This window comes from Kribbella sp. NPDC031520 (assembly GCF_055580825.1).
Window position 1 is genome coordinate 455578 of sequence record NZ_JBVIKS010000004.1, and the last position, 26774, is coordinate 482351.

Below are 26774 nucleotides of genomic sequence, written 5' to 3' on the forward strand. Positions count from 1 at the left end.
CACCGTTCACGGTTGTCTGCCGTTCACACCGTCGTCCGGCGCGCGTGACGAGTCCTTGCCGCGCCGTGGCCGGCTGCTGACGATGGACTCCGCCCATCCCGCAGTACCTCGCAGAGGAGGACACATGCGCAGGCCCCGCCCCAGCCTCCGACGACCCGGCCGCTCCTGGTCGTTGCTGTTGGCCACCATCCTCGGACTGGCCACGCTGGCGCCGCTCGCCCCGGACGCCACCGCGGCCGCACCGTCCAGCTACTACCTGAACGTCACCGGCCAGGCCCAGCAGAAGACGAACTGGTGCTGGGCTGCCAGCGGCAACAGCATCGCCACGTTCTACGGCTATTCGTACAGCCAGAACCAGTTCTGCAACCTTGCCTTCGGCTACTCGATGAACAGCACCTGCCCGAACAACCAGGCCACCCTCGGCAACGACCAGAACGCGTTCCGGGCGATCGGGATCAGCACCGGCAGCTACATCTCCGGAACGCTCGGCTTGAGCACGCTGGTGTCCGAGATCGCGGCCGGCCGGCCGGTGATGACGCGGATCGGCTGGACGTCGGGCGGCGGGCACATGATGGACATCATCGGGTACGACTCCTCGGACTCGACGATCGAGTACTACGACCCGTGGCCGGACGACCAGCGGTACAACTACTCGACGTACAGCTGGTACAAGTCCAACTCGCAGTTCACCTGGACCCACTCCCTGTACCGGATCGGAGCCTGATATGCGCCGCCCGAAGAACACCTTGCTCCGCTGCGCCGCCGTACTCGCCGCCGGCCTCGGATTCGCGGTCGGCGCCGCGGGCTTCGCGGGCGCCGCCGGACCGCGGCCGGTCGGGCGGGCGGAGTTGTCGGAGGCAACTACCGCGGCGCGTTCGGCGACCGCGCTCAGCCTGCTGGCCAAGGCGGGTGGCACATCCGCCAGTGCTGCGAAGGCGGGGACGACGGTTGCCTCGGACACCCATCCGATCTACGCCCTCAACCCCGCCTTCGTCCGCGACGCGGGGGCTCCGGTAGCCACCTTCTGGTACGCCGCCACCAGTGCCACCGCCGGCGGTAAACCGCTGACCGTTTACACGACCCCGGACGCCACCGGCAGCTGGCAGACCGTAAACGTTGCCACCGGCAACACCGAGGCCCGGATGGCGAAGGCAGCCGCCGGTGACACTGTCTTCACCGAGCCGCAGATAGGCGCCTGGTACGCCCTGACGTCCACCCAGGTCCGCCCTCTGAACCCGTCCGCCGTCCGGTCCATCGGCAGCAAGCCCATCACCATCACCGCATACCAGAACCTGATCGCCCACCGCTACTCCGACAAACTCCCCGGCTCCCACTACAACGACCTGGGCACTGCGGGCGGCTACGACACAACGGCCTCATCCGACACCACCACACCAGCCGCAACCACCCTCCAAACCCCGACCCACAACCCCACCCTCCCAATCACAGCAGCCGCCGCCCTAACCCTCCTATCCCTCCTGTACCTCCGCCACCACACCCAACGAACCGCCCGCTGAACCACACGCGCCCCCGGCGTCTTCTCACCAGCGTCGGGGTAGGCGTGGTTGTTGGCAGAGGAAGCTGCCTACGGCTAGTTCGAGGGCTGGGTAGGAGCCCCAGAGGTCGGTGCGGCGGACGGAGATGATGTGCCAGCCCAGGGCGTCCAGTTCGGCGCGCCGGGTCTCGTCTTTCAGTTGTTGCTTGGTGGAGGCGTGCCACGCGTCGCTGTCGTACTCCAACCCCAACCAACGCCCGTCGACCGGCTTGTCGGGATACCCGAGGTCGAGCCGGTAGGTGCGGCCGTTTCCTTCGACGCGGACCTGTAGCTCGGGGCGGGGAAAGCCGGCGTCGAACAGGCGGAGCCGGAGCCAGGACTCGCCGGGGGATGCGGCCCGGCTGTCGGCGAGGCGGAGGATCTGTGCGGCCTGCGAGTTGCTGTCCTCGGCGAAGTACGTGATCGCCGCGTTCCGAAGGCCGTTCAGCGACATGCCGGAGTGGAGAAGGGCGTCGATTGCCGAGAGCGCGAAGGGACGCGGCAGGTGTCTGGCCAGCTCGATCGCGGTCGCCTCGCGGGTGGTGACCTTCAGGCCGACGACCTCGGTGCTCGGCCGGTCGGCGAAGGTCCACTGCGGGCGGAACAGGTCTTGGCTGAGCGCTGTCGTCTCGATGCCGTGCAACCAGGCGGCGGCCCGGCCGCAGATGGTGGCGTCAGCAGGTACGACCAGGCTCAAGGCGTGGGCGCGCAACTCAGGGGTGTCGCGCACGCGGACGTCGACGTACACGCCGGAGATCAGTTCACGGATCTCCCCGCGCCCCAGCAGCCAGGGCAGTTTGCGGCCGACCTGGTGGGGTCGGAAGGGGAGGCCGTTCCAGTAGTAGGGGAGGTCAGCTGGGAACATCGCAGCAGGATGACTGAAATCCCTTGTGGGTGCGTTGAGTTGTCCACAGGGGGTTGACAGCGGGGGCGGTGAGTGGGGTAGTTGCAGGAGCCAACAAACGCGCTCGGGGGACTAAGGGGAGTGCGGGTATGAGGAGTCGGCGTGCGATAGCGGGGATCGGGTCAGCGGCGCTCATGGCGGCGCTGGTTGCGGCGCCTTCGGGGGCGGCGAGTGGGGTGGTCGCGGACGACACCCCGACACTGAAAGCGGGGACAGCACCACCGCGTATCAACGAGGACGACGAACAGGTCCAGCTCCAGCGGGACCTGTTCTTCATGAGTCGCCGTACGGCGGGCGATCAACAGCTCGACAACCAGCAGGCGGGTGCGTTGCGCGCCGCCGCGGCGCGGTCGGCCGCGGACCTGCGCAAGAACGGGACGCCGAGTCCCGGCCCCGCGACGTTCACCGGTCCGTGGGCCGGCGCCGGCCCGAACCCGATCGTCCAGGTGACCCGGAGTACGCCGATCTTCACGGCGATGTCCGGACGAATCGGGGCGCTGGCGATCCGGCCGAGCACCGGCCAGTTCATCCTCGGTGGTGCGCAGGGCGGGATCTGGCTGTACGACCCGTCGTCCGGCACCTGGTCGCCGAAGACCGACGGGCTGCCGTCGCTCGCGATCGGCGCGCTGGCCGTGGCGCCGACCAACGACGCGATCGTGTACGCCGGTACCGGTGAAGGCGCGCTGTCCGGCGACAGCTACTTCGGCAACGGCATCCTGAAGTCGACCGACGGCGGCCAGCACTGGGCGCAGGTCTCGGGCGACTTCTTCGAAGGGGTGTCGACGTCCGCGCTGGTCGTTGACCCGACCAACGCCAACCACTTGTACGCCGCGATTCTCCGTGGGCGTGGCGGAGCCCGTCGTACGACGCCTCCCGTGCACTCGCAGTACGGCGTCTGGGAGTCGAAGGACGGCGGTACGAGCTGGACGCTGCTCAAGGGCGCGAAGTCCGAGCTGAACGGCGCCACCGACCTGGAGATCGACCCGCGGAACCCGAACGTCCTGTACAGCTCGTTCTGGGGCGACGCGATCTACAAGAGCACCGACGCCGGCGCGCACTGGGCGCCGATCATGACGGGTCTCCCGGCGGCCGACTACGCCGGCACCGCGACCAGGTTCTCGCTCGGTCTGTCGCATCCGGCCGGGCGGGGCGCCGTACTGTATGCGGGCTTCAACTGGAACGACCAGCCCGCGCGCATCTTCAAGTCGACGAACGACGGGGCGAGCTGGTCCATGCTCCCGGCCGGATCCGGCGCGGACAAGGTCGAGGACTACTGCGCCGAGCAGTGCACGTACGACAACGTGGTCGTCGCCGATCCGAACAACCCGGACATCGTCTACGTGGCCGGGCAGTTCAACTACGCGATCGGCTCCGGCGGGATCTTCCGTTCCGACGACGGTGGCCAGACCTGGAAGAACCTCGGCTGGGACCTGCACCCCGACTACCACGCGGTGGCGCTCGACCCGGCGAACCCGGCGCACGTGCTGATCGGCAGCGACGGCGGCGTCTGGTACAGCGCCGATCGCGGCGGCCGTCCGAACGGCAGCGATCCGCTGAACGCGGTGACGTGGCAGAACCTCAACGGTACGGTCGATCCCGGCACCGCCGCGGTCACACATCGCACCGGTCTGCAGCTCGCTCAGTTCACCTCGATCGCGAACGTGCCGAGCGTCCCGGCCAGGATCTGGGGCGGCACCCAGGACAACGGTACGGACCGCAAGTCGACCGCTTCGGACAGCTGGTTCGACGTGGCCAGCGGCGACGGCGGACAGGTCATCGTCGACCCGAACGACGCCAGCTACGTGTTCGGTACGTACTTCGGCATCTCGCCGTACCGCTACACCGACGGCGGCGCGCAGTTCTTCTCGAACCAGACGATCGCCAACGGCATCAACCTGACCGACCGGGCCGAGTTCTACGTCCCGTGGGTACAGAACAAGCGCAAGACCGACCAGCTGTTCCTTGGCACCTACCGGCTCTACCGCACCGACAACGCGAAGGCACCGTCCGCGGGTGACGTGCACTGGAAGCCGATCAGCCCCGACCTGACCAGTGGCTGCACCGGCGCCGCACCGAACGGCGGCCGTGGCTGCTTCATCTCGGCGATCGGGACCGGCGGTGGCGACGCCGTCTACACCGGCTCCGAGGAAGGTCTCGTGTACCTGAGCACCAACGCCCAGGTAGCCAACAGCCCGACGTGGACGCGTGTCGACCGCGGCGTGCTGCCGAAGCGGCCGATCACCCAGATCGCGGTCGACCCGAGCAACTACCGGATCGCCTACGTCGCGTACGCCGGCTTCAACCAGGCGACCCCGTCGCGGCCGGGGCACGTCTACAAGACCACCGACGGCGGCGCGACCTGGAACGACATCAGCTTCAACCTGCCCGACAGCCCGGTGAACTCGGTCGTCCTCGACCCGTCGTACGCGAACACGCTGTACGCCGGGACCGACGTCGGCGCGTTCGTGACGCATGACGGCGGCGTGCACTGGGCGCCGCTGGGCTCCGGGATGCCGGACGCAGCGATCTGGCAGCTCGACCTGGACGCGTCGCACCGCGTGCTCGCGGCCGGAACCCATGGTCGCGGTGCCTTCCGGAGCTTCGACAGCACCGCGGTGCCCGCGCTCGTCGTCAGTACGGCGGACTCGGGACTGCCGGTCGGACCGTCGAGCCGGCTGGACTACTCGATCACGCTGAAGAACATCGGCAACGCGCCCGCGACCGGGGTGTCGCTGACCGATCCGGTCCCGGCGAACACGTCGTTCCTCGATGCCGACAACGGCGGTACGAACGTCAACGGCGTGGCGACCTGGTCCGGGCTGACCGTTCCGGCGGGCGGCAGCGTGACCGTGCACTTCGGTGTCCGGATCGCCAACTCGAGCAAGCTCACGGCGATCGTCGACGACGGCGTACGGGCGACGTCCGCGGAGGGACCGTTCACGACCGGTTCACCGGTGACGACGCCGATCGCGCCGCCGTACGCGGCCGTACTGACGCCGGCGACGCAGACCGACGGCGGACGGCCGGGCACGAGCCTGACCTACCCGCTGACGGTGAAGAACCTCGGGTTCACGACCGACAGCTACACGTTCTCGAGTACTGGCGGGACCGATCCCGTCACCTTCCTCGACCCGACGTGTACGACACCGCTCACGTCGACGGCGGCGATCGCGCCCGGTGGTAGCACCTCGATCTGCGTACGGGTGTCGATACCGGCCGGAGCCACCGGCACGAACACGGCAACCGTCGTCGCGACGTCGGTCGGCAGTCCGGGTGTCACGGCGAGCGCGGCGATCAAGACGATCGCGGTCACGGTCGACACCTTGCTGGTCGACAACGACAACAACTCGCCCGATGTGCAGAGCGCGTACGCGACAGCCTTGACCAGCAAGGGTGTTCCGTTCGAGACGTGGGATCTCGGCACGGACAGCAACCTGCCGCAGAACTACCTCCTGGCCCACAAGAACGTCGTGTGGTTCACGGGGAACAGTTACCCGGCGCCGGTCACGCCGTACGAGTCCCGGTTGAAGGCCTTCCTGGACGGCGGCGGCCGGTTGCTGATGTCCGGTCAGGACATCCTCGACCAGGCGGCCGGTACGACGGCGTTCGTGCACGACTACCTGCACATCACCTGGGACGGCACCGAGGCGCAGAACGACAAGGCCACGGCCGCGGTCCACGGTGTCGCCGGGAACCCGGTGACGAACGGCCTCGGCGCGGTGGCGCTGGATCACGGCGTGCTGGGCGCCACGTTCGAGGACGAGGTCACGCCGAACGGCGGTGCGACGCCGGCGTTCACCGACGACGCGACCCAGCCGGACGCGCTGACGTTCGCCGGTACCTACAAGGTCGTCTTCCTGGCCTTCCCACTGGAGGCCTACGGGACGGCGGCCGACAAGGCCGACCTGATCGGCCGCACGATGGCCTTCTTCGGGCCGTAGCCACCAGGCTGACAGGGGGTGCGGACCCGCACCCCCTGATCAGCTGAAGTCGGCGAGGGCGTTCTGGGCCTGGGTGAGCCATTCGCGGCGGGCGGCGATGGCTTCCCGGGCCTCGGTGGCTTTGCGGGTGTTGCCCTGGGACTCGAACTTGGCAGCCTGCTTCTCCAGGTCGGAGATCAGGGACTGGAGTTGTCTGACCGTGGCCTCGGCGCGGGCGCGGGCCTCGGGGTTGCTGCGGTTCCAGACCTCGTCCTCGGCGGACTTGACGGCCTGTTCGACGGCGCGCAGGCGGGCGTCGATGGTACGCATCGAGTCGCGCGGGACCTTGCCGATCTGGTCCCAGCGGTCCAGGTAGTCGCGGAGCTGCTCGCGGGCGGTGCGCGCGTCCTCGACCGGCAGGATGCTTTCGATCTCGACCAGCAGGGCTTCCTTGGCCTTGAGGTTCTCGACCTGTTCGGCGTTCTCCTCGGCCTGGACGGCGTCCCGCGCGCCGAAGAACTGGTCCTGAGCGGCCCGGAAGCGCGCCCACAGCTTGTCGTCGACCTCGCGGGGTGCGGGGCCGACGGCCTTCCACTGGCGCATCAGGTCCCGGAAGCGGCCGGACGTCGGGCCCCACTCGGTCGAGGAGGCGAGCGACTCGGCCTCCGCGGCCAGCTGCTCCTTCACCTGTGCGGCCTCGTCCCGCTTGGAGGAGAGTTCCGCGAAGTGCTGCTTGCGGTGCCGCGTGTACGTCGTCCGCGCGGAGGAGAACCGGTGCCACAGCTCGTCGTCGGACGACTTGTCCAGCCGGGGGAGCGCCTTCCACTCGTCCAGGAGCTCGCGCAGCCGGGTGACGCCGTGCCGCCAGTCGGTGCCGGCCGCGATCGTCTCGGCCTCGGTGGCGATCTTGGTCTTGGCGGAGCGCGCCTCCTCGACCTTCGCGGCCCGTTCGGCCTTGCGCCGTTCGCGCTGCTGGGCGACCAGTGGCGTGAGTGCGTCGAGCCGGTCCCGCAGGCCGTCCAGGTCGCCGACCGCCTGCGCGTCCTCCAGCGAGCTGCTCACCTTCTTGACCGCGGCGCGCGCGTCGTCCGGCGAGACCGTACCCGCCTGGACCCGCTGTTCCAGCAGCTCCACCTCGAACGCCAGCGCGTCGTACCGGCGGGTGTAGAAGGCGAGCGCCTCCTCGGGGTTCGCGTCCGGCCACTGGCCGACCGCCCGTTCGCCGTCCTTCGTCCGTACGAAGACCGTTCCGTCCTCGGCTACCCGGCCCCAGTTCTCTCCGGCCACAACTCGCCCCTTCCGGCGGTATGCACTGCGCTCGTGCCCCATTCTGGTCAGTACCCGGTCCAACCGCGCGGACAGGGCCTGCCTGGGCGCGTCGAGCCGCTTACTCGACGCCTATCCCTGAACAATCACAAACTCCCAGCTCAGGCGCAACGGGGTTGAGTCACAATCCGGTTCGAACTCACCCCAGCCCGACCGGTAGCCTTGGTGGGTCCAGAACGGTTCCAGGAAGGCTTGTCGTGCTCATCGCCGGGTTCCCCGCGGGGTCGTGGGGTACGAACTGCTACGTCGTCGCCACCGGCCAGGGCGCGGAATGCATCGTGATCGACCCGGGTCAGGACGCGACCGCCGGCGTCGAGCAGGTCGTCGGGGAGAACAAGCTCAAACCGGTCGCGGTACTGCTCACGCACGGTCACGTCGACCACATGTTCTCGGTGCTCCCGGTCTGCGGGACGTACGACGCGACCGCCTGGATCCACCCCGATGACCGGCACCTGCTCGCCGACCCGATGGCCGGGATCAGCCCGGAGACGGCGCGGATGCTGCTCGGCGGCAACCACGAGTTCGCCGAGCCGGACGACGTCGCCGAGCTGAAGGACGGGCTGTCGCTGGAGCTCGCGGGCCTGAACTTCACCGTCGACCACACCCCGGGGCACACCCGCGGTTCGGTCACGTTCACCACGCCGTACGACGGGCCCGAGGACGTGCCCGCGGTGCTGTTCTCCGGTGACGTGTTGTTCGCCGGGTCGATCGGCCGGACGGATCTGCCAGGCGGCGACCATCCGGCGATGCTGCATACGTTGGCCACCAAGATCCTGCCGATGCGCGACGAGATCGTCGTGCTGCCGGGTCATGGTGGCCAGACCACGATCGGCCGGGAGAAGGCGACCAACCCCTACTTGCAGGACCTGGAGATACAGAACATATGAGTAAGGTGACCCCACTCAGCGGGTTCCCCGAGTTTTTGCCGAACGAGCGGATCGTCGAACTGGAGTTCCTCGACACGATCCGGGAGACGTTCGAGTTGCACGGTTTCGCCTCGATCGAGACCCGTGCGGTCGAGCCGGTCGAGCGGCTGTCCGATCAGGGCGAGGACGCCGACAAGGAGATCTACGGCGTCCGGCGGCTCGCGGCGAACGCCGACGAGGACGCGGCCCTCGGCCTGCACTTCGACCTGACCGTGCCGTTCGCGCGGTACGTGCTGGAGCACAGCGGCAAGCTGGTGTTCCCGTTCCGGCGCTACCAGATCCAGAAGGTCTGGCGCGGCGAACGCCCGCAGGAGGGCCGGTACCGCGAGTTCACCCAGGCCGACATCGACATCATCGACAGCGGCGAGCTGCCGTTCCACTACGAGGTCGAGCTGCCGCTGGTGATCGCGGACGCGTTCCGCAAGCTGCCGATCCCGCCGTTCCGGATCCAGGTGAACACCCGCCAGATCCCGGAGGGGTTCTACCGCGGCCTCGGCATCGAGGACATCACCGGCACGCTCCGGATCGTCGACAAACTGGACAAGATCGGCCCGGACAAGGTGACCGAGCTGCTCACCGAGGCGGGCCTGTCCGCGGAGACCGCCAAGCAGGTCCTGCGGCTCGCCGAGATCTCCAGCACCGACGCGTCCTTCGCGGACCAGGTGCGGGCACTCGGGGTGCAGCACGAGATCCTGGACGAAGGGCTCGAGCGGCTGTCGCAGATCATGACGGCGGCGAACGAGCACGCGGCCGGGTTGCTGGTCGCCGATCTGAAGATCGCGCGCGGGCTCGACTACTACACCGGGACCGTGTACGAGACGCAGCTGATCGGGGACGAGGGGTACGGGTCGATCTGCTCCGGCGGGCGGTACGACTCGCTCGCCTCCGACGGGAAGACGACGTACCCCGGCGTCGGTATCTCGATCGGTGTCTCGCGGCTGGTGCACCGGCTGATCTCCAAGGGCCTGCTGACCGCGAGTCGTCGTACTCCGACTGCTGTGCTGATCGCCCTGAACTCTGAAGAAGACAGAGCCGACGCGATGCGGACCGCGATTCAGCTGCGCGGGCGGGGGATCGCGGTGGAGGTCGCGCCGGCCGCCGCCAAGTTCGGCAAGCAGATCAAGTTCGCTGATCGGCGGGGGATCCCGTTCGTCTGGTTCAGCACCGAGAACGGTCCTGAAGTGAAGGACATCCGCAGCGGCGAGCAGGTCCCGGCCGACGCCGCCACCTGGGCCCCGCCCGTCGAAGACCTACGTCCAAGCATCATCACAGAGGAGAAGTCGTGATCCGTAACCGTTCCGCAGGTTCGCTGCGTGCCGAGCACGCCGGCGAGACCGTCGTGCTCGCGGGCTGGGTGGCGCGGCGGCGCGATCACGGCGGCGTGGCGTTCATCGACCTGCGCGACTCGACCGGCACCGTCCAGGTCGTGATCCGGGACGAGGACGCCGCGCACGGCCTGCGTTCGGAGTACTGCCTGAAGATCGTCGGCGAGGTGTCGCCGCGCCCGGAGGGCAACGCGAACCCGAACCTGCCGACCGGCGAGGTCGAGGTGATCGCGACCGAGGTCGAGGTGCTGAACGAGGCGGCTCCGCTACCGTTCCCGGTCGAGGAGCACCACGCGACCCCGGTGAACGAGGAGATCCGGCTCAAGTACCGCTACCTCGACCTGCGTCGCCAGGGCCCCGGTGCGGCGATCCGCCTGCGCAGCAAGGTCAACCAGGCCGCGCGTGAGGTGCTCGCGCAGCACGACTTCGTCGAGATCGAGACGCCGACGCTGACCAAGTCGACGCCGGAGGGCGCCCGCGACTTCCTGGTCCCGGCCCGCCTGCAGCCCGGTTCGTGGTACGCGCTCCCGCAGTCGCCGCAGCTGTTCAAGCAGCTGCTGATGGTGGCCGGGATGGAGCGGTACTACCAGATCGCCCGCTGCTACCGCGACGAGGACTTCCGCGCCGACCGGCAGCCGGAGTTCACCCAGCTCGACATCGAGATGAGCTTCGTCGACCAGGACGACGTGATCGCACTGGCCGAGGAGGTCCTGACCGCGCTCTGGAAGCTGGTCGGGTACGACGTGCAGACACCGATCCCGCGGATGACGTACGGCGAGGCGATGGCGCGGTTCGGATCCGACAAGCCGGACCTGCGGATGGGCCTCGAGCTGGTCGAGTGCACGGAGTACTTCAAGAACACGCCGTTCCGGGTGTTCCAGGCGCCGTACGTCGGTGCCGTCGTGATGCCGGGTGGCGCCGACCAGCCGCGCAAGCAGCTCGACGCGTGGCAGGAGTGGGCCAAGCAACGTGGCGCTCGCGGGCTGGCGTACGTCCTGGTCGGTCAGGACGGCGAGCTGGCCGGTCCGGTCGCGAAGAACCTGTCCGAGGAGGAGCGCGCGGGGATCGCCGACCACGTCGGTGCGAAGCCGGGCGACTGCATCTTCTTCGCCGCGGGTCCGGTGAAGACGTCGCGGGCGCTGCTCGGTGCGGCCCGGCTGGAGATCGGCCGCCGCGGCGGTCTGATCGACGAGTCCGCCTGGTCGTTCGTGTGGGTCGTCGACGCGCCGCTGTTCGAGCCGGCCGACGAGGCGACCGCCGCCGGTGACGTCGCGGTCGGGTCCGGTGCCTGGACCGCCGTACACCACGCCTTCACATCGCCGAAGCCGGACTCGCTGGAGACGTTCGACACCGACCCGGGCTCGGCGCTGGCGTACGCGTACGACATCGTCTGCAACGGCAACGAGATCGGCGGCGGGTCGATCCGTATCCACCGCGAGGACGTGCAGAAGCGGGTCTTCAAGGTGATGGGCCTGACCGACGAGGAGGCGACCGAGAAGTTCGGCTTCCTGCTCGACGCGTTCAAGTTCGGCGCGCCGCCGCACGGCGGGATCGCGTTCGGCTGGGACCGGATCACCGCGCTGCTGGCCGGTACGGAGTCGATCCGCGACGTGATCGCGTTCCCGAAGTCCGGCGGCGGCTTCGACCCGCTGACCGCGGCGCCGGCCCCGATCACGCCGGCCCAGCGCAAGGAAGCGGGTGTGGACGCCAAGCCGGAAAAGGCCTGAGCTCATCCTTGACTCTCACTGTTTGTATCAATACATTTGGTACAAACAGTGAGAGGAGCTGGTTGGTGTGCAGGCCTCGGTCTGGTTCGTGGGACTCAGCTTGGTGCTGGCGTTGCTGTGGTGGCAGCGGAAGACGGCGGCGCGGAAGTCGGTCGACCGGCTGATCGAGCGGGGCGGGCTGTCGACGGAGCCTGGGCTCGTCGACGCGGCGCTAGCCTGGCACCAGCGGCGCCAGGAGTTGTTGCTGATCGGCGTCTGGGTCGGCGTCCTGGCCGCCGCTGTGGCGATGTTCATCGCCGGCCACGGCTGGGACGTGCAGCTGATCACCTGGTCGGTCGCCGCGGCGGTCGCGGCCGGGGGACTCGCGGCGCTGCTGCACGCGTACCGGAACGTTCGCGCGGCGCGCCAGGACGGTCTGCGTACGGCGTCGTTGCACCAGCGCCGGCTGACCGACTACCTGAGCCCGATCGAGGTTGCCATCCACCTGGTCGCCGTGGTGATCCCGCTCGTCGGCATCGCCCTCGGTACGGTCGTACTCGGTGGTGCTGATCGCCCGGCGCGTGGGTGGGTTCTGGTGGTGAGTGGTGCCGTCGCCGTGTTGCTGTGGACGGGTGGTGTCGTGCTGCAGCGGCTGACGTTGAAGGTCAACCGGCCGTCCGCGGGGGCGGGCGAGCTCCGCTGGCAGGAGGCGTTGCGCGGTACGGCGCTGCGCGACCTCGGTGCGGTGATGCTCTGCGTCAGTTGGCTCCTCGGCGCGGCGGTGCCGCTGTCCTTCCACTGGCCGAACGGCGTACCCCACTTCGTCGAGCCCTTGTCCCAGCTCATGTTCAGCGGTTCAGTGATCCTCGTGGCGATCCTCAGCTTCGCCGGTACGAACCGGCAGGTACTCGGGCGGGTCCGGCGGGTCGCCGGATGATCATCGCGGTCGACCCGGCGGCAGCGAAACCGCCGTACGAGCAGGTGAAGGACCAGATCGACGGCCTGATCCGGGCGGGCGAACTGGCGCAGGGCACTCGACTGCCCACGGTTCGCCAGCTGGCCGGCGACCTGGGGCTGGCGGTCAACACGGTCGCCCGCGCGTACAAGGAACTCGAGGCCGACCGGCTCGTCGAGACCCGCGGCCGCAACGGCACCTTCGTGCTGGCCTCGCGCAGCCGGGTCGACGACGAAGAGACCCGAGCGGCGGCGACCGTCTTCGCCCGAGCCGCCCACCGGGCCAATCTCAGCCTCGCCGAGGCCACGGAGATCCTTCAGCGCGCCTGGTAGGTGACGCGGAGGCCGCCGGCCGGGTTGGGTTCGATGGTCAGCTCGGCCCCGTGAGCTCGGGCGACGGCGGTGATGATGGCCAGGCCGAGGCCGTGCCCTTGGGACTCGGCACGCTGGAACGGCGCGGTCAGCCGACTGATCTCGTCGGACGTGATCTTGCGGCCGGTGTTGCTGACCGTGAGGCGGCCGTCGGCGGTGGCAACGTCGACGATGCCGCCGGGGACGTTGTGGCGGATGGCGTTGGCGAGCAGGTTGGCGACCAGGCCGGCCGTCAGCGGTACGTCGCCTGCGATTGTTGTCGGGGCCAACGTTGTGCGGATGTTGATGTCCCGGGCGGCGGCTTCGGGCTCCTGCGCTGCGACGGCTCGTGAAGTCAGGTCGGCGAGGTCGAAGCGCTCCCAGTGGGCGATTCCGTCGTACCCGGTCGCCAGGGTGAGCAGGGCGTCGATCAGTTGCTCCTGCTGCCGGTTGAGGTCCAGCAGTTCCTCGCACGCGGACCGGAGCGAGTCTTCGGACGGGTCGGCCAGTGTGAGTTGGAGGAGCGTTCGCTGCACGGTCAACGGCGTACGAAGCTCGTGCGACGCGTTGGCGACGAACTGGCGTTGTGCGGTGAACGACTCGTGCAGCCGCTGCAGCAGGTCGTCCAGCGTGCCGGCGAGCTCGGTGAACTCGCTGTACCCGGGCGGCACGCGCAGCCGGGACTCCAGGTCCTGAGCGGACATGCTCCGCGCGGCCTGCGTCATCGTGTCGAGCGGCCGCAGTGCCCGTCCTGCGACGATCCAGCCGACGGCGATCGAGCCTGCTGCGAGTAGTACGAGTGCGACGGCGGTGTAGCGCAGTACGGCACGGAGGTTGTTACTGGTGTTGCTGCCCTGGAACATGCCCAGTGCAACGACGGCCGTGTGTGCGGCCGCGACCACCTGTGGCACCAAGGTGCTGCTCAGCGGTGTGTACGCGGGACAGGCGCCCGTGGCCGTACTAGGTGTGCTTGTGGTCAGTGGCGAGTACAGCACCGGTCTCATCCACACCACGCTCGCTGCTGTGCCCAGCCGGACGCGGGTGATGGCGGCCAAGACGCTGGTGGTCGCCGCGGTGGTGGCTGTGGCCGCAAGCGCGTTGGCCCTGTTAGGCCTCGTCGAGGGCGCTGAGCTACGCCCAACGGCCCGCGCCGTTGCGTACCTCGTGCTCATCGCGCTCCTGAGCGTAGGAATGGCAGCCGTCGTACACGACTCGGCTGTAGCGATCGGTTCTGTGCTCGGACTCCTCTACCTCCCACCGATCCTCGCCCCACTCGTAGCAAACCCGCACCTGATCGAAGAGCTCGCCCCGATAACCGCAGGCCTCCCCGTACTCACCGCCTGGTCTGCTGGCGCCCTACTGGCCGGCACACTCAGACTGCGATGACGTTGCCGCCGTCCTGCTCGATCACCTGCAGCCCGGCGCGTTCCAGCTCGGCGCGGAGCGCGTCGGGTTGCAGGTGGCGGCGGTGGGGGAGGTACCAGGTGCCGTCGAGCTGTACGGCGTCATCAGTCGGCTGGGTCGTCTCCTCGTAACAGATGCCGGTGCGGGCGTCGTACCGGAACCCCTCTCCGTAGACGCGCTCCGGGTCATACACAGCCGTCGACAACACGTAGTACCCGTCCAGGCGTTCACGCACGGCAGCAAGCACCTTCGCCCGGTCAGTGTCGGTCACGATGGACTGCACGCAGTAGCTGTCGAGCACCACGTCGTACCGCTTGCTCCCAGCGGGCATCGCACACACGTCCTGCACAGCGAAGTTCACCTGCAAGCCCCGCTCGTCGGCAAACCGCCGAGCCAGCGCGATCGCCTCCGGGATCAGATCGATCGCATCAACCCGAAACCCACGCGCCGCCAGGAAACAGGCGGTCGGCCCCGTCCCACAGCCGTACTCCAGGACCTCGCCGCCAACAGACAGCCGATCGAGAACGCTCTCGAGGAACGCCCGGTTCGGGAAGTTGTCGAAGGTCCAGCTCTCGCCGAACAGGTCGTTCCACTGCGTCAGCCCCTCCTGCATGAGCTGTCGGTAGGCGGTCTGGTGCTCGGCGTAGTAGTACCTCATGGGCCGTACTATTGCTGGCCATGGAGCAGGAGGTCGAGCGGGCGCACCGGCTCGCCGCCGAGGCGGAGGCGGAGCGGATTCAGGCGGAGGTGGAGGAGGCGCACTCCGATCCAGCTGCTCAGCAGGAATGGATCCGGCAGTCCAACCTGACGTACGGCGGGCTCGGTGCCGCCGGGCTGGTGGTGGTGCAGCCGTTCCTGACCGCGCAGCCGCTCGACCTGACCGCGACCATCTGCGTGGTCGCGTTCGCGGTGTCGATCCCGTTGCTCGCGGCGCTCCTCGTGCTGAACCTGCAGGAGGAGTACCGCCGCCGGGTGACCCCCTCGCGGCTCGTCTCGTTCGCGAAGGCGGTCGCGCAGGGCTCGGCGTTCGTCGGCATCGCCGCGGCGTTCTGGCACATCTCGTTCATCGCCGGGATCGTCTTCGTGCTGGTCGCGTTCTTCGCGGTCGGCGTGCACTCGTCCGGGTACATGCAGCTCGAGTACGACGGTACGTTCCGGTCGAGGTTCCCGCGCCGTAAATCCTGATCCCCTGTATCACCGGCCCTCGACGAGCACTCCGCCTGAGTAGGGGGTGTTCGTTGGGGGCGCCGCTGTGTAAGGGGGAGCAATGGCTGACAGCATGACTGTGCTGCGCAAGGCAGGGCCGCCTGGGGTGAAGCGGAACATCGCGGTGCTGGGGGACGGGTTCACCGCGGTCGATCAGGTCGCGTTCAACACCTGGGTGCAGACGACGCTCATCGACGGCGTCTTCGGGCACGACTACTTCAGTGAGGACGCGTCGGCGTACAACATCTACCGGGTGAACCTGGACTCCGTCGACTCCGGAGTCAGCACCCGGACGTACGACGAGCACGGTACGCCGACCGACCCGTCGGACGACACGATCTCGTCGGAGACAATCCACGACACCGCGCTCGGGATGATCTTCAGCGGGTCCTGGGCGCACTGCTGGCTCGAGTACGGGCCGGATACCGAGGCGCGGATCCAGGCCGCGCTGAACAAGTGGGTGCCGGACTGGAACGAGCTGCTCGTCGTACTCAACAACCCGAACTACGGCGGCTGCGGTGGCGGCGGCCGGGCGCACGTACCGATGGGCGTGAACTGGACCGTCATCGCGCACGAGTTCGGCCACGGGATCGGTGGTTTCGCGGACGAGTACTCGGCCGGCGGCGCGTACACCGGTGGCGAGCAGGGCTGGATCAACCTGACCACGATCACCGACCGGGCGACCACGAAGTGGGCGAACCTGATCGCGCCGAGCACACCGCTGCCGACCGGCATCGGGTCGGCCGCGAACTACAACAACGGCCCGCGTCCGACCGACTGGAACAGCAACACCGACGTCGGTCTGTTCGAGGGCGGCGGCACGTACAACACCGGCATCTACCGCCCGGTCGAGAACTGCCGGATGGACAGCAACACCCCGCCGTACTGCCCGGTCTGCTACACCTCGATCAAGACCGCCCGAGACCACGAGACCGAGCACACGTTCCGGAACGCGTACGCCGGCCGCTTCTACGGCACCGGCCGCAGCGACCTGCTGTTGCACCACGGCACGTCGATCCAGCTGTTCCGCGCCGACGGGACCGCGCTCGAGCACACCTTCAGCGCCGTCGAACGGGTGCCAGGATCCTGGCAGTTCATGCCGAACGACCAGGTGTATGTCGGTGACTTCGACGGCGACGGCACCGACGAGGTCGCGATCTTCAACGGCGTCGACTGGGCGATCCCGTACCTCGGCCTGCTCAAGTCCGACGGCGCCGGCGGGCTGCACCTGGTTGCGCGGTACGACGGCGACATCCCCGGCTGGGGTGGCTTCGCCGCCCACGACCGCTTCCTGGTGGCCGACCTGAACGGTGACGGCAGCGACGACCTGGTCGTGGTGAACACCGACGACTGGTCGATGCCGTACGTCGGCCTGCTCCGCTCGACCGGTAACGGGTTCTGGGTCAGCCAGCGGTACGACGGCGACATCCCGGGCTGGGGCGGACTGGCCAGGCACGACGAGTTCTTCGTCGGCGACCTGACCGGCAACGGCTCCGACGACCTCGCGATCTTCAACGGCGACGACTGGTCGATGGCGTACGTCGGCCTGTTCTCCGCGAGTGCGTCCGGGTACTCGATGATCCACCGGTACGACGGCGACATCCCCGGCTGGGGCGGACTCGCGCAGCACGACCGGCTGATCCTCGGCGACTTCGACGGCGACGGCAAGTGCGACCTGTTCGTGTTCAACGGCGACGACTGGTCGATGGCGTACCTCGGCATGTTCCGGTCGACCGGGTCCGGGCTCGCGTACGTGCACCGTTACGACGGCGACGTACCGGGCTGGGACGGGCTCGGACGGCACGACCAGTTCTTCGCGGCCGACATCGACGGGTCCGGGCAGTGCGACCTGTGGGTGTGGAACTACCAGGACTGGTCGACGGAGTACCTCGGGCGGATGCTGAGCTCGGGGATCGAGCTGAAGGCCGACTACGTCGGTGACTGGGTCGGCGAGTGGAACCTGGGCTCGGTCGACCGGTTCGAGCCGGCCCGGATGACCGGACGCGCCGGCAAGCCGCAGCTGTACGTGCACAACACCGACTGGTTCGGCGTCATCGACGGGCGCCGCGGCGTCACGCTCGACCGCATCTACTACCGCTGGATCCACAACTACCGCTTCGGCCGGAACTGGTGATGACGATGAAACAACCCAAAGGCAGCCACGCGGAGCGCGTGGCCCGGCCTGACCGACGCCCGACCAAGACACAGGCAGGAGAGGTACGTAGGCAGCACGCCGCTGTACCGCCGCACGCCGGACCGGCAAAGCCCGTAGCTGCTGGAGACGCCGAGCAGGCGGCCCGCCCCGATCCGACACGTTCGGCCAAGCCCGCCTACGACCACGCCGCAGCGGCCGGCACCCGCAAGGCAGCGCAGCCGGCCGGCGGCTGGCCGGATCAGCAGGCCGCGCACACCCGCCGTACGGGCGCACCGGACGAGCAGTACGTCCGCCTGCGGATCCGCGTCCGCGGCGATCGGCTCACCGTCGTCGACAGCCACCTGGTGGACGGTCCGTTGGCCCAGTCGACCACGTTCCACGGCGCCAACGCGTACGAGGTCACGCACCACGACCGCCTGCTGCACGCCGGCACCGTCGCGGACCCGAACACCCAGCGCTCCTTCCCGAACCTCGACGGCCCGGCGGAGCAACGCGGCCACAACGTGACGCCTCGCGAGATCTACGAGTTCACTGCGCGCGTACCGGCCGCCGACATCACGGAACAGACCCGCGGCGACATCCACGTCCGGCTGCACCGCGTCGACGAGCCGGCCAGCACCGACCACCTGGGCGCCGCACCACTGGCCGCCCAGCTCCAAGGCCGCCTGACCCAGGTAGCCGAACTGGTGGGCCTGCCCGAATCCACCCTCCCCGAGGCCATCGAGTCCCGCGGTGGCCGCACCGGCACTGGGCACTGACAACACCCAATGGTGTCTGGCGACAAGCAATAGCTTGTCTCCAGACACCATTGCTTGTTGCAGGTTCGGCGGAAACGATTCCAGATTCGTCCGGCCAACGTTGTAACGAGCTCTGTACACGGCGTCGTCGCGTTGCTAGATTCCGGGCAGATTTGACATCGATGTCAACCTCAGGGAGTGGTCACGATGGTTTCGAGACGTGCGTTCCTGGCGGGCAGCGGTGCGGTGACGGCGGGGTTGGTCCAGCCCTTCGCATTGACCGCAAATGCTGCAGATTCATCGACGTCCGGCAGCCCCGCTCGGCTGCTGCCGGTGTTCAACCGCCCACGACACCTGGACTACGGCGACGTCAGCAAGCTCAGCGGGGGAGACCAGACCCTGCTGACAACGTTGCAAGGCGTGGTCAACCGTACCGAGCCGGAGTTGTACTTCATCTACGACACCGGGACCGAGAGTGTGCCGGACGCCAAGTGGCTGTCCGACATGCGCCTGCCGACGAAGCTGTACAAGAACCCGCTGGACCTGGTCACGAAGTACCGGAACCGGATCCGGGGCGCGATCGTGTACGACGCCGCCGTACCGGACTCGCTGAACGTGGCGACGACGCTGGCCGGCCTGGAGAACTCCGTCGTCGCTGACGCGGACCAGGCGAAGGCGTACGGCCTGAAGATCGTGAAGGACCTGCGCGGGATGTTCGACGACGACCGCGTGAAGACGTACCGGTGGCAGCTGGACAACCTGTTCCCGCGGGTCACCAAGCAACTGCTCGCGGGCCTCCCGCCGACCCGGGTGGTCGACGTGGAAGGCGTGCAATGGCAGGAGATCGCCCGCGAGACCCAGCAGATCCGCGACTCGTCGAACCGCGGTACCTACAACCTGGACGTCTCCGCGAAGCTTGGCAAGGAGGCCGTGTACGTCCGGTTCGCGGACTCGTTCACCGACGACGGCTGGGGTGCCTCGGTACGGCACGTGTCGATCAAGGCGAACGACACCGTGATCGCCACCTTCGAGCCGAACACCCCGGAGGAGGCGCCGTACCTGTTCGACGGCTCGCACTCCTCGATCGGTGGTGAGGGCAACCGGTTCGCCGACGGCGGCAACTACTGGATCTACCGCATCGCCCCTCCGGCCGGTACGACCTCCCTCGTCGTCACCGTGGAGATGTGGAACCAATACCTCGTCAGTGCGACCGACACGTCGCCGACCCGGGTCGAACCGTTCCCGTACTTCCGCGACTACGTGGTGGCCACCAAGGCCCTGGTGAGCTGGCTACCACCGGGCGGTGCGACGGGCGACCTGCTGATCGAGCACTACGCGAAGTGGCCGACGCTGGCACCGTACATGGGCTGGTTCGCGAACGACGTCTCCGGTGAATGGGATGGCGTCGACCTGGCCAGCAAGGGCGGATCGCCCGTGGTCGCGGCCGACTTCTACATGAACGGCACCGTGCACGCGGGCTTCACGTCACCGATCTCGCCGAAACCCCGTCCGATCAGGCGGATCGACCAGCCGAAGAACAAGGTGTACCTGACGCTGACGTTCGGCGAGGGCGACAACATCCAGTACTGCCAGCGCCGGCTGCGCGAGATCTGGGACGACCCGAAGCGTGGCGAAGTACCGACGAACTGGACGATCGACCCGCTGCTGGCCGAGGCGGGCCCGAACATCTACAGCTACTACCAGAGCACGGCGACCGCCAACGACCTGCTCGTCTGCGGGCCGTCCGGCGCGGGCTACACCTACCCGGCGTCATGGGCTCCGGACGAGCTCACGCAGTACCTGAAGATGTCGGGTTCGTTCATGAGCCGTACCGGGTTGGACGTGGTGTACGCGTACAGCGGGCGGCAGGACAACACGTGGGTGCTGCTGTCGAAGGAGATCGCCGAGGGGTACGCCGCCTACACGCCGACGAAGGGGATCATGCAGACCTGGGACGGCGACACGTTCGCCGTTCGCCAGGGCGGCATCCCGATCACCGGCGGGTGGGGCGCACCCGGTAAGGCGGCCGAGTTCAAGGCCGCGCTGGACCAGCGGATCGCCGGCTGGGACGGTACCAAGCCATTGTTCATCTCCGGACTGATCGGCGCCTGGTCGTGGACGCCGTCGGACATGGCCGAACTCGGTGCGTTGCTCGGCGATCCGTACGAACTGGTCCTCGCGAACAGTTTTTACGATCTCCTCAACAGGTGCTGTAATCACCAACGCGGTCGCCCGGGGGAGGATCCGGGCGACCGCTGGGGTGGGGCTTACCAGTGGTGCGCGACGTCGATCACCAAACGGCCGTGCGTACCCGGACCCGCCAGCGTGAAGACACGGAACGGAAGCCGGGCGCGGACGCCCAGCCCGAGGTTCGTCTGCCCCTCGAAGCTGCCGGCGAACGCGACCTGCCGGAACGTCCTGTAGCCGGTGACGTCGGTCAGCTCCCTGGGGTTCTTCGGCGCGTACGTCGCCTTGCCGGTGTTGATGTTGTACGCCGGTGCGCGGACGACGATCTGCAGTTTCGCCCCGCCCCGCAGCGGAACCAGGAAACCGGCTCCGTCGGTGTAGACGTTCTTGACGTAGCGGACGTCGTACCCCGTTCTGCCGCCGGCCAGATCGACGACGAGACGGTCGAAGCAGGCATGGCGTCCGGTGCGTACGTTCACGACCGCCGTCGCGGTCGGCGCCTGCACCCGATTGTTTGTCTTGGGCAACGATCCCCAACCGCGCGGGCAGGACGCGGTGCTGGTCGAGGCGGTCGCGGTGGTGTGGGGGGCGGACGACGAGCCGGCGAGGTTCGGCGCGGCGATCGCGGCCGCGGGGATCGCCGTGATCGCGACGGCGGCGAGGATCGTCTTGCGAGAGATGTGGTGGATGTTCATGATTCCCCCCTTCGAGGACACTTACTTGGACGAGACCAGTTGCCAACTGGTTTGCTCTCGGACCCGGTAATTTCCGGTGCCCGATCGCACACGGACCGCAAGCGAAACCCGGACTCCAAATTCCCTTGCCGGGCAGGGCACGATGAGGGGATGACGCCAGACGAACTGCTCGACGTTTTCCACCGCCGGATCCGCCTCCCGGACGCGGATGCGATCCCGGGGTGGAAGCAGGAGCACGTCGGCCCCATCCACCGTTCGTACGTCGAAGGACCCGAGGGCGCCGGGTTCGTCGAGTCGCCGCGAGGGCTGGGGGAGGACCCGGACGCGGTGATCGACCAGGAGGTGTCGTTCTTCCGCGAGCGCGGCCTGCCGTTCGAGTGGAAGACGTACGCGTACGACGAACCGGCCGACCTGGGTCACCGGCTCGAGCGCAAGGGCTTCGCGAAGCAGGAGCGGGAGACGCTGATCCTCGGCGAGGTCGACCGCATCCTCGAACGCCCCTCCGCGCTACCGTCGAAGGTCCGGCTGCGCGAGGCCGACGGCCCCGCCGACTACCGGAAGATCGCCGCCCTCACCGACTCCCTCTGGCACAGCGGACCGGAGCGGATCGTGGACCGCCTGGCCGGTGAGGCCCGGATGTTCCCGGACCGCTTGTCGGTGTTCCTGGTCGAAGACGTGCTCACCGACGGACCGGCGGTGTCGGCCGCCTGGGTCCGGTTCCACCCCGGCACCGGGTTCGCCAGCCTGTGGGGTGGCGGGACGTCGCCGGAGTGGCGCCGCCGAGGTCTGTACGGAGCTCTGCTCGCGCATCGGGCACGGTTGGCGAAGGAGCGCGGCTACGAATTCCTCCGGGTCGACGCCTCCGAGGACTCCCGCCCGATCCTGCAGAAGCTAGGTCTCTACGCCGTCACAACCACGACACCGTACGAGTGGACACCCTGACCTGACCTGCGGAACGACACACTGAGGCTGTACGTTGCCTGCATCATGGCCCTGAAAATCGCTTCCCGCTTCCGCCGGCTGCTGCAGCGCCCCGGCTCGATCGATCTCGGCCCGTACGAACGGCTCACCCAGCTGGTCGGCGAGGCGGAGGAATCGGTCCTCTCCCTCACCGACGAAGAGCTCACCGAAGCGGTCGCGGACCTGCGGACCACCGGCGGGCTGCACGAGGACGAGCAGATCGAGTTCCTCGCGCTCGCCCGGGACGCGGGACGGCGGGCGATCGGCGAGCGGGCGTTCGACGGCCAGGTCGTCGGCGCGCTGGCGATGCTGCAGGGCCGGGTCGTCGAGATGGCGACCGGTGAGGGCAAGACGCTGGCCGGCGCGATCGCCGCCGCCGGGTACGCGATCGGCGGCCGCAAGGTGCACGTGCTCGCGGTGAACGACTACCTGGCCAAGCGCGACGCCGAGTGGATGGGCCCGGTGTACGAGCTCCTCGGCGTGACCGTGTCGCACGTCGGCCAGGCGTCCAGCCCACAGGAGCGCCGGGAGGCGTACCAGGCCGAGGTCTGCTACGTACCGGTCAACGAGATCGGGTTCGACGTCCTGCGGGACCGCCTGGTGACCGACGTCGCGGACCGGGTCACCGTCGAGCCGGACGTGGCGCTGGTCGACGAGGCCGACTCGGTGCTGATCGACGAGGCCCGGGTGCCGATGGTACTGGCCGGTGCGACGCGTTCCGAGGCGCTCGACGACGACGTCGTCCAGCTGGTCCGGACGCTGCGCGCGGGCGTGGACTACGAGGTGGACGGCGACGGCCGGACCGTCGGGCTGACCGACAAGGGCACCGACAAGGTCGAGGCCGCGCTCGGCGACATCAACCTGTACGACGACGAGAACCTCGACCGCCTGACCCAGGTCAACGTCGCGTTGCACGCCGAGGTGCTGCTGCGCAGGGACGTCGACTACCTGGTCCGTGACGGCAAGGTCAGCCTGATCAACAACAACCGCGGCCGGGTCGCGAAGCTGCAGCGCTGGCCCGACGGTCTGCAGGCCGCCGTGGAGGCGAAGGAGGCCGTCCCGGTCAGCGACTCCGGCGAGGTGCTGGACAGCATCACGGTGCAGGCGCTGATCAAGCAGTACAAGACCCTGTGCGGCATGACCGGTACGGCCGTCGTGGTCGGCGAGTCGCTGCAGGAGTTCTACGACGTCGAGGTGGCCGTCGTACCGCCGAACACCCCGAACATCCGCAAGGACGACCAGGACCGGCTCTACCTGACCGTCGACCAGAAGAACGAGGCCCTGGTCAAGCACATCGCCGAGGTGCACGAGACCGGGCGGCCGATCCTGATCGGCACGCACAGCGTCGAGGAGTCCGAACAGCTCAGCGACCGGCTCGAAGCGGCCGGGATCGAGCACGTCGTCCTGAACGCGAAGAACGACGCCGAGGAGGCCGCGATCATCGCGGAAGCCGGCGTACCTGGGACCGTGACGGTGTCGACGCAGATGGCCGGCCGCGGTACCGACATCCGGCTCGGCGGCAAGGACGAGACGCACGACAAGGAGAAGGCCGTCGAGCTCGGTGGCCTGTACGTGATCGGCACCGGCCTGCATGCCTCCCGACGGCTCGACGACCAGTTGCGTGGTCGCGCCGGCCGGCAGGGCGACCCGGGCGGGACGCTGTTCTTCGCGTCGCTCGCCGACGAGCTGGTCACGCGGTACTCCGTCTCCTCCGGCCTGCGCCCGCACCCGGACGACACCGGCCGGCTGACCGACCGCAAGTCGATCGGCGTACTCGAGCACGCGCAGCGGGTCGCGGACGGCGCCAACGCCGAGCTGCACCGGACCACCTGGCAGTACAACCGGCTGACCGGCCAGCAGCGCGCGATCCTGCTGGAGACCCGCGAGAAGGTACTGACCGAGGACCTCGCCGCCGAGGAGCTGGCCGAGCGGGCCAAGGAGCGGTACGACGAACTGGTCGACGAGGTCGGCGAGGACGTGGTGAAGAGTGCGGCGCGGCGGATCGCGCTGGGGCATCTGGACCGGCGCTGGACCGATCACCTGGCGTACCTTGCCGACCTACGCGAGGGTATCCACCTGCGGTCGCTGGCCGGCGGCATCGTGCACCTGAAGCCGATCGACGAGTTCAACAAGTCCGCGATCGCATCGTTCGACACGCTGATCTCCGATGCCTGGGACGACGCGGTCGAGACCTTCACCACGGCTGAGATCACCGCGGACGGCCTGGACGAGGAGGCCAGCGGGATCCCGCGGCCGACCGCGACCTGGACGTACCTGGTCAACGACAACCCGTTCGGTACCGAGGCCGACCGGATCCTCGGCCGCCTCCGCAACGCGATCAAGCCCGGCTCGGTCGCCGAAGCGGAGGAAATCCTCCCGGAGCAGTTCGACGAGGACGACCTCCCCGACGAACTCCGCGACGCCGACGACGCCGACGACTCGGACGCCGACGACTCGGACGCCGACGACTCGGACGCCGACGACGAGCTGCCGGAGGAGCTGCGCGGCACCGAGGATCCAGAGGATGACGTGAAGAAGTGAGCTCACCGGACGGTTCCGGGTTCTGACTCCGACTTTGGTCTAGGGGTGCCTGGCCGTCGGCTCGATGCGGACCGGCGGTTTCCGGGGCGAGGCTCTTCGCATGCCCACGCACCGCGGCCCCTGGCTACTCGTCGTCGACATCGCGATTCCGCTCGCGCTGTACTACGGCCTCAAAGCCCTCGGAGCGAATGACCTGACCGCTCTGCTGGCCGGCGTAGTCCCGGGACTGATCAGTTCAGCGGTGTCCCTGGTGCGCAATCGGCGTACCGACCTGGTGGGGATGGCCGTCGTGCTGAGCATGGTGGCGAGTTCGGTGATCGCGGTGGTCGGTGGCGATGCGCGGTTGCTGCTCGTCCGGAACGCGTGGATCAGCCTGCCGTTCGCCGGCATCACCTTGTGGTCGCTGCGGCATCCGCAGCCGATGACGTTCGTCGTCACCCGCGCGCTGTTCGCGCCCCGGGCGCCGGTGATGGATCAGCTCTGGGAGACGAACGAGCGATTCCGGGACGCCTGGAAATGGATCACGGTCTGGTGGGGGATCGCGACGATCGTCGACGGCGTGGTGCGGATCGTCGTCGCGTACACGCTGCCGATCTCCGTCGTACCGGCCACCGACCCGGTGATCACGATCGCCACCATCGTCGTACTGCAGATCCCCACCATCGTGCTGCTGCGGCGCAGCGGCACATGGCACCTCGTGTTCGACCCCAGGCGCTCTACAGTCGGGTGAATGACCGACTACTTGACGCAGGACCGCATGCGCGAGCTGATCGACGGCGGCCAGGCGACGCCGATGCTGGCCGGGATGGAGATCGGTCCGACCTTCTACGACAACCGCTGGTGGTACATCCCCACCGAGGCTACCGACGACGCGGACTACCAGCCGGCCGACCCGGAGAAGGCCGAGCGGTTCGACTCACTGAAGCGCCGCGCCGACGCGGTCGAACAGGTGCAGGCCGAGCTGGACGGCCGGCAATGACCCCGCGAGCCGAACGCCGGGAGCCGAGCCGGGACGAACTGGCCGCCGCACAACAGGTGGTGGACCTGTTCGCCACGGAGGCCCTGCTGGCCCTCGACCGGTACGAGCAGTCCTTCCCCGCTGACACCCCCGACAAGGCACGACGTACGGCGGATCGGCTCGCGCACTGGTGGCAGAGGCTCGGACTGGACGACGTACGACCGGACCGGGCAGGCACCGATGCCGAGCAGATCCTGGCGAAGGCCGCCGAGATGTCGCTGAACCCGGACAACAAGTGGGGTGTCAGCCTCGAGGAGGCATCCGCGCAGGCGATCAGCGACGCGTCGATCGGGGGGCGACCGCTGCCGGCCAAGAGCATCGAGGACTTCCGGAAGGAGTTCGCCGACGCGTACGGCGGTCGCGCGCAGGAGCCGGACTGGGACGACACCTGGCTGACGGAGTCCCTGGTCCGGTACCGGCGGGCGAGTGTCCTGCGGGACGTGGTCGCGGAGGGCGCGAAGGTCCGGGTGAGCGAACCGCTCCGCCAGGCGGCCGACGAGCTCGTCCGCCAGGGACAGCAGTTGATGGACAGCCGGATGGACCTCGCCCGGCGCCAGGAGGCGCCGATCAGCCGCCGCGAGGTGTTCATGCGGCAGGCCAGGAACGCGTCGGCGCTGCTTGCCTGGAACCTCAGCGTCGACATGACCGGCGCCCCGCTCTGGGCCGACGTGGCGCTCAAGGTGCCGGCCGTCGCGCTGTACACCAAGGCGTTCGCGGACGCGTGGCGCGACCACGACCAGGCGGTCGGCTCCCGGCTCGACCCCGCCCAGGCCCAGCTCCGCGCGGTCCGCAAGGATCTCGCCGACACCCTCGACACCGAGTCGCCCGCCACCCGCCGCGACCACCGCGCCCTCCGCAACGCCGCCGACCGCCGCCCCGGCCCAACCCGCTAGCACCGCCACCCGCCGGCCCCGACGACCGCGGG

At 68.6% G+C, this 26774-nt stretch carries 22 protein-coding genes and 1 pseudogene; 18 read left to right on the plus strand and 5 right to left on the minus strand.

Annotated elements, in window-relative coordinates; translation table 11 throughout:
* The first annotated feature begins 124 nt into the window (after nt 1-124).
* Both ACZ5BU_RS22920 and ACZ5BU_RS22925 read left to right on the plus strand, forming a co-directional pair.
* Nucleotides 125-724 carry a papain-like cysteine protease family protein gene (locus ACZ5BU_RS22920; protein WP_465701885.1) on the plus strand — a complete coding sequence of 200 codons (600 nt, stop codon included), beginning with the start codon at nt 125-127 and terminating at the stop codon, nt 722-724.
* 1 nt (nt 725) lies between these two features.
* On the plus strand, nt 726-1517 hold the full coding sequence (locus tag ACZ5BU_RS22925; RefSeq protein ID WP_465701886.1) for a hypothetical protein: 792 nt from the start codon (nt 726-728) through the stop codon (nt 1515-1517).
* A gap of 24 nt (nt 1518-1541) precedes the next feature.
* On the opposite strand, the gene ACZ5BU_RS22930 is transcribed toward ACZ5BU_RS22925, so the two are convergent.
* On the minus strand, nt 1542-2399 hold the full coding sequence (locus ACZ5BU_RS22930) for a hypothetical protein (RefSeq protein ID WP_465701887.1): 858 nt from the start codon (nt 2397-2399) through the stop codon (nt 1542-1544).
* 128 nt (nt 2400-2527) lie between these two features.
* On the opposite strand from ACZ5BU_RS22930, the gene ACZ5BU_RS22935 reads away from it, so the two are divergent.
* On the plus strand, nt 2528-6379 hold the full coding sequence (locus ACZ5BU_RS22935; protein WP_465701889.1) for a hypothetical protein: 3852 nt from the start codon (nt 2528-2530) through the stop codon (nt 6377-6379).
* Nucleotides 6380-6418: 39 nt separating this feature from the next.
* Here ACZ5BU_RS22935 and ACZ5BU_RS22940 read toward each other — a convergent pair whose 3' ends face one another.
* A complete protein-coding gene (locus ACZ5BU_RS22940; protein WP_465701890.1) occupies nt 6419-7687 on the minus strand; it encodes a DUF349 domain-containing protein in 1269 nt (422 codons plus the stop codon).
* Between the two features lie 194 nt (nt 7688-7881).
* On the opposite strand from ACZ5BU_RS22940, the gene ACZ5BU_RS22945 reads away from it, so the two are divergent.
* From ACZ5BU_RS22945 to ACZ5BU_RS22965, 5 genes are all read left to right on the plus strand, one after another.
* Entirely contained in the window at nt 7882-8571 is a 690-nt protein-coding gene (locus tag ACZ5BU_RS22945) for an MBL fold metallo-hydrolase (RefSeq protein WP_465701891.1), read from the plus strand.
* Nucleotides 8568-9896, plus strand: coding sequence for a histidine--tRNA ligase (hisS, locus tag ACZ5BU_RS22950; RefSeq protein ID WP_465701893.1), 1329 nt, complete (start codon nt 8568-8570; stop codon nt 9894-9896). The genes ACZ5BU_RS22945 and hisS overlap by 4 nt, the downstream gene beginning before the upstream one ends.
* The gene (gene aspS, locus ACZ5BU_RS22955; RefSeq protein ID WP_465701895.1) at nt 9893-11662 is read left to right on the plus strand and encodes an aspartate--tRNA ligase; all 1770 of its coding nucleotides are present in this window, start codon (nt 9893-9895) and stop codon (nt 11660-11662) included. Before hisS ends, aspS begins: the two co-directional genes overlap by 4 nt.
* A gap of 88 nt (nt 11663-11750) precedes the next feature.
* A complete protein-coding gene (locus ACZ5BU_RS22960) occupies nt 11751-12578 on the plus strand; it encodes a hypothetical protein (protein WP_465701897.1) in 828 nt (275 codons plus the stop codon).
* Entirely contained in the window at nt 12575-12928 is a 354-nt protein-coding gene (locus ACZ5BU_RS22965) for a GntR family transcriptional regulator (RefSeq protein WP_465701898.1), read from the plus strand. Before ACZ5BU_RS22960 ends, ACZ5BU_RS22965 begins: the two co-directional genes overlap by 4 nt.
* Here ACZ5BU_RS22965 and ACZ5BU_RS22970 read toward each other — a convergent pair.
* A complete protein-coding gene (locus ACZ5BU_RS22970) occupies nt 12913-13809 on the minus strand; it encodes a sensor histidine kinase (protein ID WP_465701900.1) in 897 nt (298 codons plus the stop codon). The genes ACZ5BU_RS22965 and ACZ5BU_RS22970 overlap by 16 nt on opposite strands.
* Here ACZ5BU_RS22970 and ACZ5BU_RS22975 point away from each other — a divergent pair.
* Nucleotides 13790-14332 (plus strand): hypothetical protein, encoded by a 543-nt coding sequence (locus ACZ5BU_RS22975; protein ID WP_465701902.1) that lies wholly within the window; start codon nt 13790-13792, stop codon nt 14330-14332. The two genes, ACZ5BU_RS22970 and ACZ5BU_RS22975, sit on opposite strands and share 20 nt — an antisense overlap.
* Here the strand turns inward: ACZ5BU_RS22975 and ACZ5BU_RS22980 are convergent.
* The gene (locus tag ACZ5BU_RS22980) at nt 14319-15008 is read right to left on the minus strand and encodes a class I SAM-dependent methyltransferase (RefSeq protein ID WP_465701904.1); all 690 of its coding nucleotides are present in this window, start codon (nt 15006-15008) and stop codon (nt 14319-14321) included. The two genes, ACZ5BU_RS22975 and ACZ5BU_RS22980, sit on opposite strands and share 14 nt — an antisense overlap.
* A gap of 20 nt (nt 15009-15028) precedes the next feature.
* Here ACZ5BU_RS22980 and ACZ5BU_RS22985 point away from each other — a divergent pair, with 20 nt between their 5' ends.
* The 4 genes from ACZ5BU_RS22985 to ACZ5BU_RS23000 all read left to right on the plus strand — a co-directional run bounded on the left by ACZ5BU_RS22985 (nt 15029) and on the right by ACZ5BU_RS23000 (nt 20872).
* Nucleotides 15029-15535 carry a hypothetical protein gene (locus tag ACZ5BU_RS22985; RefSeq protein WP_465701906.1) on the plus strand — a complete coding sequence of 169 codons (507 nt, stop codon included), beginning with the start codon at nt 15029-15031 and terminating at the stop codon, nt 15533-15535.
* Nucleotides 15536-15617: 82 nt separating this feature from the next.
* The gene (locus ACZ5BU_RS22990) at nt 15618-17690 is read left to right on the plus strand and encodes a M64 family metallopeptidase (protein ID WP_465701908.1); all 2073 of its coding nucleotides are present in this window, start codon (nt 15618-15620) and stop codon (nt 17688-17690) included.
* Between the two features lie 5 nt (nt 17691-17695).
* On the plus strand, nt 17696-18469 hold the full coding sequence (locus ACZ5BU_RS22995; RefSeq protein WP_465701910.1) for a hypothetical protein: 774 nt from the start codon (nt 17696-17698) through the stop codon (nt 18467-18469).
* A 186-nt stretch (nt 18470-18655) separates the two neighbouring features.
* The gene (locus ACZ5BU_RS23000; RefSeq protein ID WP_465701912.1) at nt 18656-20872 is read left to right on the plus strand and encodes a GxGYxYP domain-containing protein; all 2217 of its coding nucleotides are present in this window, start codon (nt 18656-18658) and stop codon (nt 20870-20872) included.
* Here ACZ5BU_RS23000 and ACZ5BU_RS23005 read toward each other — a convergent pair.
* Nucleotides 20785-21330: pseudogene (locus ACZ5BU_RS23005) on the minus strand (AMIN-like domain-containing (lipo)protein); the annotation flags it as partial. The gene ACZ5BU_RS23000 and the pseudogene ACZ5BU_RS23005 overlap by 88 nt on opposite strands.
* Before the next feature lie 150 nt (nt 21331-21480).
* On the opposite strand from ACZ5BU_RS23005, the gene ACZ5BU_RS23010 reads away from it, so the two are divergent.
* The 5 genes from ACZ5BU_RS23010 (at nt 21481) to ACZ5BU_RS23030 (ending at nt 26742) form a co-directional block, all read left to right on the plus strand.
* On the plus strand, nt 21481-22272 hold the full coding sequence (locus ACZ5BU_RS23010) for a GNAT family N-acetyltransferase (protein ID WP_465701914.1): 792 nt from the start codon (nt 21481-21483) through the stop codon (nt 22270-22272).
* A gap of 45 nt (nt 22273-22317) precedes the next feature.
* Complete coding sequence (gene secA2, locus ACZ5BU_RS23015; protein WP_465701916.1) at nt 22318-24831, plus strand: accessory Sec system translocase SecA2; 2514 nt, start codon at nt 22318-22320, stop codon at nt 24829-24831.
* Between the two features lie 100 nt (nt 24832-24931).
* A complete protein-coding gene (locus tag ACZ5BU_RS23020; protein ID WP_465701918.1) occupies nt 24932-25561 on the plus strand; it encodes a VC0807 family protein in 630 nt (209 codons plus the stop codon).
* Entirely contained in the window at nt 25562-25810 is a 249-nt protein-coding gene (locus ACZ5BU_RS23025; RefSeq protein WP_465701920.1) for a hypothetical protein, read from the plus strand.
* Nucleotides 25807-26742, plus strand: coding sequence for a hypothetical protein (locus tag ACZ5BU_RS23030; protein ID WP_465701922.1), 936 nt, complete (start codon nt 25807-25809; stop codon nt 26740-26742). The genes ACZ5BU_RS23025 and ACZ5BU_RS23030 overlap by 4 nt, the downstream gene beginning before the upstream one ends.
* The last annotated feature ends 32 nt before the right edge of the window (nt 26743-26774 follow it).

Coding starts and splice junctions, on each gene's coding strand:
- secA2 (WP_465701916.1), top strand. CDS start 22,318: ATGGCCCTGAAAATCGCTTCCCGCTTCCGCCGGCTGCTGCAGCGCCCC.
- ACZ5BU_RS22925 (WP_465701886.1), top strand. CDS start 726: ATGCGCCGCCCGAAGAACACCTTGCTCCGCTGCGCCGCCGTACTCGCC.
- ACZ5BU_RS22965 (WP_465701898.1), top strand. CDS start 12,575: ATGATCATCGCGGTCGACCCGGCGGCAGCGAAACCGCCGTACGAGCAG.
- hisS (WP_465701893.1), top strand. CDS start 8,568: ATGAGTAAGGTGACCCCACTCAGCGGGTTCCCCGAGTTTTTGCCGAAC.
- ACZ5BU_RS23000 (WP_465701912.1), top strand. CDS start 18,656: ATGGTTTCGAGACGTGCGTTCCTGGCGGGCAGCGGTGCGGTGACGGCG.
- ACZ5BU_RS23020 (WP_465701918.1), top strand. CDS start 24,932: ATGCCCACGCACCGCGGCCCCTGGCTACTCGTCGTCGACATCGCGATT.
- ACZ5BU_RS22990 (WP_465701908.1), top strand. CDS start 15,618: ATGGCTGACAGCATGACTGTGCTGCGCAAGGCAGGGCCGCCTGGGGTG.
- ACZ5BU_RS22940 (WP_465701890.1), bottom strand. CDS start 7,687: ATGGGGCACGAGCGCAGTGCATACCGCCGGAAGGGGCGAGTTGTGGCC.
- ACZ5BU_RS22995 (WP_465701910.1), top strand. CDS start 17,696: ATGAAACAACCCAAAGGCAGCCACGCGGAGCGCGTGGCCCGGCCTGAC.
- ACZ5BU_RS23010 (WP_465701914.1), top strand. CDS start 21,481: ATGACGCCAGACGAACTGCTCGACGTTTTCCACCGCCGGATCCGCCTC.
- ACZ5BU_RS22920 (WP_465701885.1), top strand. CDS start 125: ATGCGCAGGCCCCGCCCCAGCCTCCGACGACCCGGCCGCTCCTGGTCG.
- ACZ5BU_RS23025 (WP_465701920.1), top strand. CDS start 25,562: ATGACCGACTACTTGACGCAGGACCGCATGCGCGAGCTGATCGACGGC.
- ACZ5BU_RS22970 (WP_465701900.1), bottom strand. CDS start 13,809: ATGTTCCAGGGCAGCAACACCAGTAACAACCTCCGTGCCGTACTGCGC.
- ACZ5BU_RS22985 (WP_465701906.1), top strand. CDS start 15,029: ATGGAGCAGGAGGTCGAGCGGGCGCACCGGCTCGCCGCCGAGGCGGAG.
- ACZ5BU_RS23030 (WP_465701922.1), top strand. CDS start 25,807: ATGACCCCGCGAGCCGAACGCCGGGAGCCGAGCCGGGACGAACTGGCC.
- ACZ5BU_RS22930 (WP_465701887.1), bottom strand. CDS start 2,399: ATGTTCCCAGCTGACCTCCCCTACTACTGGAACGGCCTCCCCTTCCGA.
- ACZ5BU_RS22980 (WP_465701904.1), bottom strand. CDS start 15,008: ATGAGGTACTACTACGCCGAGCACCAGACCGCCTACCGACAGCTCATG.
- ACZ5BU_RS22935 (WP_465701889.1), top strand. CDS start 2,528: ATGAGGAGTCGGCGTGCGATAGCGGGGATCGGGTCAGCGGCGCTCATG.